Source organism: Nocardioides hungaricus (genome assembly GCF_054782915.1).
This window is the reverse complement of the sequence record NZ_BAAGRO010000065.1, coordinates 1-8,091: the sequence shown is the minus strand read 5'-3', so window position 1 is coordinate 8,091 and position 8,091 is coordinate 1. Positions and strand designations below refer to the sequence as shown.

The following is an 8,091-nucleotide window of genomic DNA, read 5'->3' as shown; positions in this document are numbered from 1 at the left end:
ACTCCGCCGGGTCCTCGCGCTACTACAAGCGGGTGATCCGGCAGAAGGTCCCGATCTCGATCTTCCGGAGCGACCAGCCCACCCAGGCCCAGTCGATCCCGATCGACGCCAACTGACGCCGCTCGACGGGCGCCAGGGGCGCGCGAGATTCTTGTCGCGCAGTGGCTCGGAAGCGACCGCTGACCCGTCGTAGCTGTGCCAGTGCGGCACATGCTGACGACACGAGCTCGGCAGCAGAAGACCTACCACCTCTTCGACGTCCCGGAACGTCATTGTCAGTTCCGTGCCGTCCTGGAGCCTCAGTCACCGGTACGGCGGTGCGTACTTCCCAGAGTGATCGCGGTCCGCACCCAGGGGCCTTGCCTCGGTCGGCGACCGGTGACTGTGGAGCTGCCGCCGGCGCTGCGACCGCGAATACCGTGGCGGGCTTGACGCGAGGTCGCGCTGCGGCGAGCGCTCGGACGTCGTCCGGGCGTCTCGCGGTGTCATTGCCTGGGCGCGCCGACAGCTCCGCGGGTTTGTCGCGGTGCGACAAGCCTCTGTGGATTCGCTGTCGCGGTTGTGCGAGACAGGTCTTGACTGTCCAACCCAGAGTATGTGTCGTTCGTCACTCGACGGACGACACCGGTTGGCTTCTGCCTGTGCCGCGCGCCAGGCGGTTCAGACGGCCATCGCGTGCCTGCTCGCATGAAAGAAGTCCAGACATGAGTGACCTTACTTCCTCGGGAGCTGTGCCCGGCAACGCCGCCGCCTTCAACGAACAATCCGGACCCAGCGACCAGGCGCGACGACGCATGAGGACAATCGTGGCCGCTTGTGTCGCGGTGTTCATCGCGCAGATAGCCAATGCGACGCCGGCCCCGCTCAACGGGCTGTTCCAGGCGGATCTGCAGACCTCGGGAACCCAGTTGACCTGGATCACTGCCGTGTTCCAACTCGGTGTTCTGGTCTTTGAGTTCACCTTCGGGGTGCTTGGCGACATGTTCGGTCGCCGGCGGTTGGTGATCGCGGGAGCCCTCACACTTGTCGTCGGCTCCGTGGTGAGCGCGCTTGCTCCCAGTGTCGAGGTCCTCTGGGTCGGCGCGGCGATCAATGGCTTGGGGGCGGGGGCGATCTACCCGGGAACGTTGGCACTCGTTGCAGCGGTGTCCCACACGCCCGAGGCGCGAGCTCGTTCGATCGCACTGTGGTCCGGATGCATCGGTGGCGCGTCCGTTGTCGGACCCGCATTCGGGGCCATGTTCGCCCAGGCGGGCGACTGGCGGGCGCCGTTTTGGGTTCTCGGCGGTCTTGCAGTGGTCGCGGCGGTGGTGACGAAGCTGATGGCGCAGGAGTCATCGGCACCAGAGGGCCGTGGTCTTGATGCGAAGGGCCAGGTCACCTTCGCTGCTGGCATGTTGTTGGTGATGTTCGGTGCCATCCAAGGAGCAGAAGCCGGGTGGAGCAAGCCCGAGATCGTCTGGTCATTTGTCGTCGGCGGGGCACTACTTCTCGCTTTCGTCACCGTAGAAGCCCGCGCGAAGACGCCGATTCTGGACCTGGGTCTGTTCAAGAATCGCGCTTTCGCGGTCACCTCACTGGTGACTGTTACGGGCATGCTGGGGTTCGTCTGCGCCGTCTTCTCGACCGCCCTCTGGATCGCCAATGTCCAGCAACAGGACCCCATGAAGGTCGTGCTGGTGCAGGTGTTCGTGGCAGGTCCCGCCTTCGTGCTCATTCCGCTGATCTCAAGGGTGCTTCGCATTGCCAACCCCATGATCATGCTGGCTGGCGGATACACACTGATGGGCATCGGCGCGCTGCTGTACCTGCGTCTGGATCCTTTTGACGTCTCCATGGCGCACTTCATCGCTCCCGCGCTGCTGCTGGGACTCGGATTCGGTGCCGCACAAGCATCCTTCACCGCCGTTGCCATCAATGCGGTCCCGCTGCACCTCGCCGGAATGGCCAGCGCAACGACCAACATGCTCCGCGACCTCGGGTTCGTGCTCGGAACCGTCGTGGCAAGTGCCGTCGCGCTCTCGCGTGCCGGCGGCGACACGATTGCCGGCCTCCGGCCCCTGGCTGCGGAACTGCCCGCCGATGAAGCCGCTCAACTGATGGGGCTTGCATCCGAGGGCGGTCCTCTGGCCGTCGTCGCGGTGCTACCCGCCGGCTCTCCTGCACACGACGTGGCCGTCGCCGCCCTCGGTAACGGGTTCCACGTGGCATGGCTAGTCGCGGGCGTGGTGTGCCTGGCGTCGGCCGCGATCACGGTCATCGGACTTCGCGGGGTCGGCCACATCGAGGTGCCAAGTCCCGAAGCACTGACCGACCCGCTGCATCCGGAGGATTGACTGATCGGGACCTCGGTCCCGCCGGTTGAACTCACACGACGCTCGTGCGCTGAGAGGCCCCGCGGGTCCCTCGACAACCACCTCTGACTTGCACACAAGCCGTCCGTCGTCGGTCCGGCTTCTGAGACCCAGAAAGCGAAGGGAAACAGCACATGGACGAGTACGACGCGATTGTCGTGGGCTCGGGAATCAACGGACTGGTCGCCGCGGCCGAGTTGGCGACAGTTGGGTGGAGCGTGGCGATCGTCGAACGCAACGACGAGGTGGGCGGCTTCATCGCCTCCGGCGAGCGCACATTGCCCGGCTTCGTCCACGACACGTACTCCTCCATCCACACGCTGTTCACGTCGGGGGCCGCCTACGAGAAACTCGGGGCGAAGCTGCACGAACACGGCCTCCGCTACATCAACACCGACGGAGCTGTCACCGGAAGCGTCGCCCCGGGCAGCGCCGTCGTCGCCTACCGCGACCCGGCGCGTACCGCAGAGGGGTTCAGTGTCCCGTCCGACCGCGGCGCCTATCTGGCGATGCTGGAGGAGATGGGTCGCCGCGCGCCGGCGGTCTTCGGTGCGCTGGGATCGGAGCTTCGGTCGGTCCAGGGCGCGAAGCTCCTCGTGCACGCCCTGCGTTCTCAGAGGATGAAGGGCCTGGGCGCGCTCGCGCACGACGCGATGATGAGCGGGCGCTCGTTCCTCCGTTCGCGGTTCACGGGCACGGAGATCGACCAGTTGTGGGGGCCGTGGCTGCTGCACGCCGGACTGTCTCCGGATCATGCCGGTGGCGGGCTGATGATCCCGGTCTTCGCTGCGGCCAACCATCAGTTCGGTGCCCCCCAGGTGGCGGGCGGTGCGGGCAACTTCGTCGCTGCGTTCAAGTCGCTGCTGTCTGAGCTCGGTGTCGTGACCATGACCGGTCGGCTCGCAGAGAGGATCACGGTCTCGGGCCGAAGGGCAACCGGGGTTGTGACCGATGCGGGCACCTTGCGGGCACGTCGTGCAGTACTGGCCAGCGTGACGCCTCAGGCGCTGTACGGGTCGCTGCTCAAGGACGCCCCAATCCCTCCACTCGTTCGCGAAGAAGCGGAGCGCTTCCGTTACGGACGAGCGGTGGTTCAGCTTCACGTCGCGTTGGACCGGCCGCTGCAGTGGGCTGACGAGCGACTTCAAGATGTTCCCGTAGTCCACATCAGCACCGGTACTGGCAGTACCGGAATCGCTTGCGCCCAGGCGGACGCCGGCATGCTGCCCGCCGCGCCGACGATGATGGTCGGCCGCCAGCACCTGCTCGATCCCGACCGCGTCCCCGAAGGAAAGGGGCTGTTGTGGATGACGACCCAGGAAGCACCTTGGCGCCCGCGAGAGGACGCTGCGGGAACCATCCCGGTCGACGGAACGTGGTCGAAGGCGACAACTGACGCCTTCGTCGAGCGAATGCTGGACAGGGTCGAGCAGTGCGCGCCGGGCACGGTGGCGAGCGTGCTCAAGACCGACGTGCTGAATCCGACCGACATGGTCGCGATCAACCCGAACGCGGTCAACGGCGATGTCTACAGCGGCTCGATGGAGATGGACCAGAGCATGTTCTGGCGTCCGCTGCCCCACCAGGGCAAGCACGCCACCGCCATACGCGGTCTGTGGCACATCGGTGCGTCCACCCATCCTGGACCCGGCCTTGCTGGTGGATCGGGGCACCTCGCCGCCCAGCAGCTGCTGTCCCAGCGCCGTCGCTGACCGATGTCGGCACCGTTCCCGTGCCCCGGGCTGCCGGCGATCGGTCGTCGACGAGAGACGAGACACCGCAAGAGGTGCAGCGGGATCACCCGCCTGGCAACCGATGTCGCTGCGCCGCTCACCGGCAAGGGGGTGTTGTCGCAAGACGACAGTTCTCGTTGGTACGTCTGTCGTCCGGGCCGGCGAGATCGAGAGCTAGCTGGCCAGAGACTGTGTCGACGGTCACCACATGCCGCGTTCACGAGGGCACCAAGAACGGCGGCCCGAAGGAGGACACCCTGATATGCGCAACCTGGACCTCTCCCTACCCACGGTCGTTCTCCCGCACAACCAGCGCAATCCCCCGCGCCATCGGCAGGACCTCGACTGGGAGACCGACAACCTCTTCCTCAACGGACCGTTCGTTCCTTGGAACGAGGAGAGCGAGGCGTTCGACCTGCCCGTGATCGGCGCGCTGCCGAGCGATCTGAACGGCGCGCTGTTCCGGATCGCGAACAACCCGCGGTTCACACCCGTGGACCTCGAGCGCTACCACTGGTGGGAGGGCGACGGCGCGGTGGCGGCCACCTACATCCGTGACGGGAAGGCGTCGTTTCGGATGCGGTGGGTGATGACCGACACGATGAAGATCGAGGTGGAGGCGGGCCAGGCGATCTACCCCGGCTTCGTCAACGGCAACGACCGCGGGCCGCTTCCTGAGGGCATCCCGCCAGTCAAGAACATCGCGAACACCAACGTCGGGATCTTCGGCGACCACCTCTTGGTCTACTTCGACGGGGGACTGCCCACTGAGATGCACCCGGAGACCCTGGACACCCAGGCCCCCTTCGACTTCAACGGCACGATCGACCTCGTGTGCACCGCACACCACAAGGTCGACCCGAAGACCGGCGACGGACTCTTCTTCGCAGTCGTGGGCGAGAAGCTGCAGTGGTTCCAGGTCGACGCCCGCACCGGTGAGGTCAAGGACACGGTCACCTTCTCGCTGGGATGTCCCGCCCAGGTCCACGACTACATCATCAGCGAGAACCACGCGATCTTCATGGTCTCCCCGACCCAGTTCCGGATCGACCGCATGATGCAGGGCCGGCCCGGAGTGCTCTGGGACCCCGAGGCGGTCCCCGAGGGATCGCGATTCGCGGTCCTGGACCGTCGTACACACGAGGTGACCTGGTACGACACCGGCGTCATGCTCGCACCGACTCACTTCTTCAACGCCTACGAGACCCCGACCGGGTTCGTGGTCGACCTGTGCGTGGTCACGCGACTGGGCAACCCGGCCAGCACGCCCGACGACCCGGTGAGCTCGCACTCCTGGTTCCCGCCTTCGATGCTGTGGCGCTTCACTCTCGACCGTGTCACCAAGAAGGCCGGCAACGAGATGCTCAGCGGCGTCTGCGGCGAGTTCCCGATGATCAACGACGACTGGATCGGCCAGCAGTTGCGTTATGGCTACTTCGTCGCGACCCGGGGCCTGTCGGCGCACACCTACAGCGACGGTCTCGGTCGCCACGACTTCACGTCGGGCCAGACGGTGGTGCTCGAAGGGATCGACGGTCTCACGAGCCCCAGCGAGCCGGTGTTCGTAGCCCGGCCCGGGGCAACAGAGGAGGACGACGGCTACCTGCTGTCGCTGTGGTGGAACCCCGCCACCGGCCTGTCGGAGCTGCTCGTCCATGACGCCGTCGAGTTCGCCCGCGAACCACTTGCACGAGTCCAACTGCCGGTCCGGGTGCCCTACTCCTTCCACGGCAGTTGGGCCGACGCCGCCGAGCTTGACTCAGCGATCTCCGCCCAATCCGCCATCGCCTGATCCAGGCCGTCGCACCTCGTCCGCTCTTGGAGGCCAAGACATGTATTCCGATGCCAGCCGCGCGCGGTATGCCTACGCCGACACGCCACTAGGCCAGTTGCACTATGCCGAGCTCGGCGAGGGTCCGCCGGTTGTCCTGCTCCACCAGACCCCGCGATCGCTCGACGAGTACCGCGAGCTGCAACCGCTTCTCGCCGCCCGGCGTCGGGTGATCGCAATGGACATGTACGGCTTCGGCATGTCGGCGAAGCCGCCGCCCGGACCTCAGACGATCGAGCAGTACGCCTCGGGAGTCATCGCCTTGGCGGATGCATTGAGCCTGGAACGGTTCGCGCTGGTCGGCCATCACACCGGCATGCTCGTCGCCGCCGAGGTCGCTGCAGCGGCCCCGGAGCGGATCACCGCCGCCGTCCTCTCTTCCGGCGCCTTCATGACCGCCGACCTACGTGCCGCGATGACGGAGGAGATGACCAACGGCGCGGTCGACGACGATGGCGTTGCTCTCGCCGTCGACGTGGTGCAGCGGCATCCAGACGGACGTCATCTGCTGCAGCTGTGGGGCAAGCGTCGCCCGACCTACCCCGAGGGCCGACCTGACCTGCTCGATCGCTTCATCAGGGACGCTCTGGCCCCGGGCGTCGATCCGGCCGAGGGGCATCTCGCGGTCGCCCGCTACGTGATGGAGGGCCGGGTTTCGCGGGTCACAGCCCCGCTTCTCGTCCTCGCCGCCACCGACGACCCCCACTCCTACCCGTTCACCAGTGGTGTCGCTCAGGCATTCCCGCACTCGAAGGAGGTCAGGGTGGTCGAGATCGAGGGCGGTCGGGTCCCGTTGATCGAGCAGAAGACCGACGAGGTCGCGGCGGCGATCGAGAGGTTCCTCAGCGCCCACGGCGTCTGACGCCCACAGCACGCCCGGACCCTGCCGTCACTCAGCCGACGGGCCAGGGCTCCACGGCGGATTGGTCCGGCGCAGCGATCACGAGGTCGGAGGGCGAGCCGCAGAGACCACCGCTCTGGTTTCGACGCAGACAAGTTGATGCAGGAAGAGTTGCTGAAGACAAGGAGCACGTCAACATGAAGATCGCCCTCATCGGTGCCACCGGCTACACGGGCCGACCAGCGCTCGGGGAAGCGCTAGCGCGAGGACACGAAGTCACGGCGATCGCCCGCCGAGCACAAGACATCGCACCTCGCGACAACCTCACCGTGCGTGCCGCAGACATCCTCGAGCCGGACGTCGTCGCCGAGGTCGTCGCAGGGCACGACCTCGTCATCAGTTGCTTCAACCCCAACGGCAGGGACGCCAGCAAGGACCCCGCCATCTACCGAGACATCGTGGAGGGCACGCGCCTGATGATCGACGGCGTCAAGGCGGCTGGACTCGACCGGCTCATCTACGTCGGCGGCGTCGGCAGCCTGCTCGCGCCGAGCGGGAAGCTGTCGGTCGACGACCTCGGCTACTTCGGCGACCACCTTCAGAACCTGCCGCCTGGCGCGCTGGATGCCGACGGTCCATTCGTGTTGGACATCCCGCTCGGGGTGCGCATCGCCTACTACCTGTTCGAGCGAGAAGACACACTCAAGTGGAGCTTCATCTCACCCTCGATGTTCCTCGGCGACTTCGGCGGTCGAACAGGCAACCTGCGCTGGGGTACCACCCGGATCCTCCTCGAGGATGACGACGTCCCGTCGCGGCTCGACGTGGAGGATCTCGCTGTCGCCCTCATCGACGAAGCGGAGAATCCCAGGTACGGCCATCTGACCGTCGCAAGCGTGCTGTGAGCGATGGAGAGCCATGAGCTTGCCGATCATCGACGTCCACACCCACCTGGCACCCGAGCTTTCCGGCTCGTCGGCGGGGGTGGGACTCGCTGCCGAGCTGAGACCGCCGCCCGCAGCCGGGGCGACGGTGTCACGCTCGCCGACAGCGTCCGCTTCGCACGGGCACGAACTGCCGAGCAGGTCGCACCATCCTTCCCGCGGAGCTGATGTGAGGCAGGCACACCGAGACGTGACCGAATGCGCAGCTCGAAGCACCAGGCACGAGACTGCCCACAGCACAAGAAGAGTGCCTTCGTGAAGGCGCTCTTCGACGCGACCGGCGACGTGCTGATCGTCACCGGCGGCGCCCGCGGGATCGGCTCAGCCCTGATCCACCGACTGTGAACGTGTGGTGCTGACTTCAGCGGTCACGAGCCGGGTTGATGGT

At 66.4% G+C, this 8,091-nt stretch carries 6 protein-coding genes; all 6 read left to right on the top strand.

All coding sequences use genetic code 11. The annotated features are described in order from the left end of the window. The first annotated feature begins 704 nt into the window (after nt 1-704). The 6 genes from ACYVKX_RS22220 (at nt 705) to ACYVKX_RS22195 (ending at nt 8,048) form a co-directional block, all read left to right on the top strand. Nucleotides 705-2,336, top strand: a complete 1,632-nt coding sequence (locus tag ACYVKX_RS22220) for an MFS transporter (protein ID WP_460835880.1) — start codon at nt 705-707, stop codon at nt 2,334-2,336. Nucleotides 2,337-2,488: 152 nt separating this feature from the next. Then, the gene (locus ACYVKX_RS22215; protein WP_460835879.1) at nt 2,489-4,066 is read left to right on the top strand and encodes a phytoene desaturase family protein; all 1,578 of its coding nucleotides are present in this window, start codon (nt 2,489-2,491) and stop codon (nt 4,064-4,066) included. 283 nt (nt 4,067-4,349) lie between these two features. Further along, complete coding sequence (locus ACYVKX_RS22210; RefSeq protein WP_460835878.1) at nt 4,350-5,879, top strand: carotenoid oxygenase family protein; 1,530 nt, start codon at nt 4,350-4,352, stop codon at nt 5,877-5,879. Between the two features lie 40 nt (nt 5,880-5,919). Further along, the gene (locus ACYVKX_RS22205) at nt 5,920-6,780 is read left to right on the top strand and encodes an alpha/beta fold hydrolase (RefSeq protein ID WP_460835877.1); all 861 of its coding nucleotides are present in this window, start codon (nt 5,920-5,922) and stop codon (nt 6,778-6,780) included. A gap of 176 nt (nt 6,781-6,956) precedes the next feature. Then, on the top strand, nt 6,957-7,664 hold the full coding sequence (locus ACYVKX_RS22200; RefSeq protein ID WP_460835876.1) for an NAD(P)-dependent oxidoreductase: 708 nt from the start codon (nt 6,957-6,959) through the stop codon (nt 7,662-7,664). Between the two features lie 237 nt (nt 7,665-7,901). Continuing rightward, on the top strand, nt 7,902-8,048 hold the full coding sequence (locus ACYVKX_RS22195; protein WP_460835875.1) for a hypothetical protein: 147 nt from the start codon (nt 7,902-7,904) through the stop codon (nt 8,046-8,048). Nucleotides 8,049-8,091: the final 43 nt, after the last annotated feature.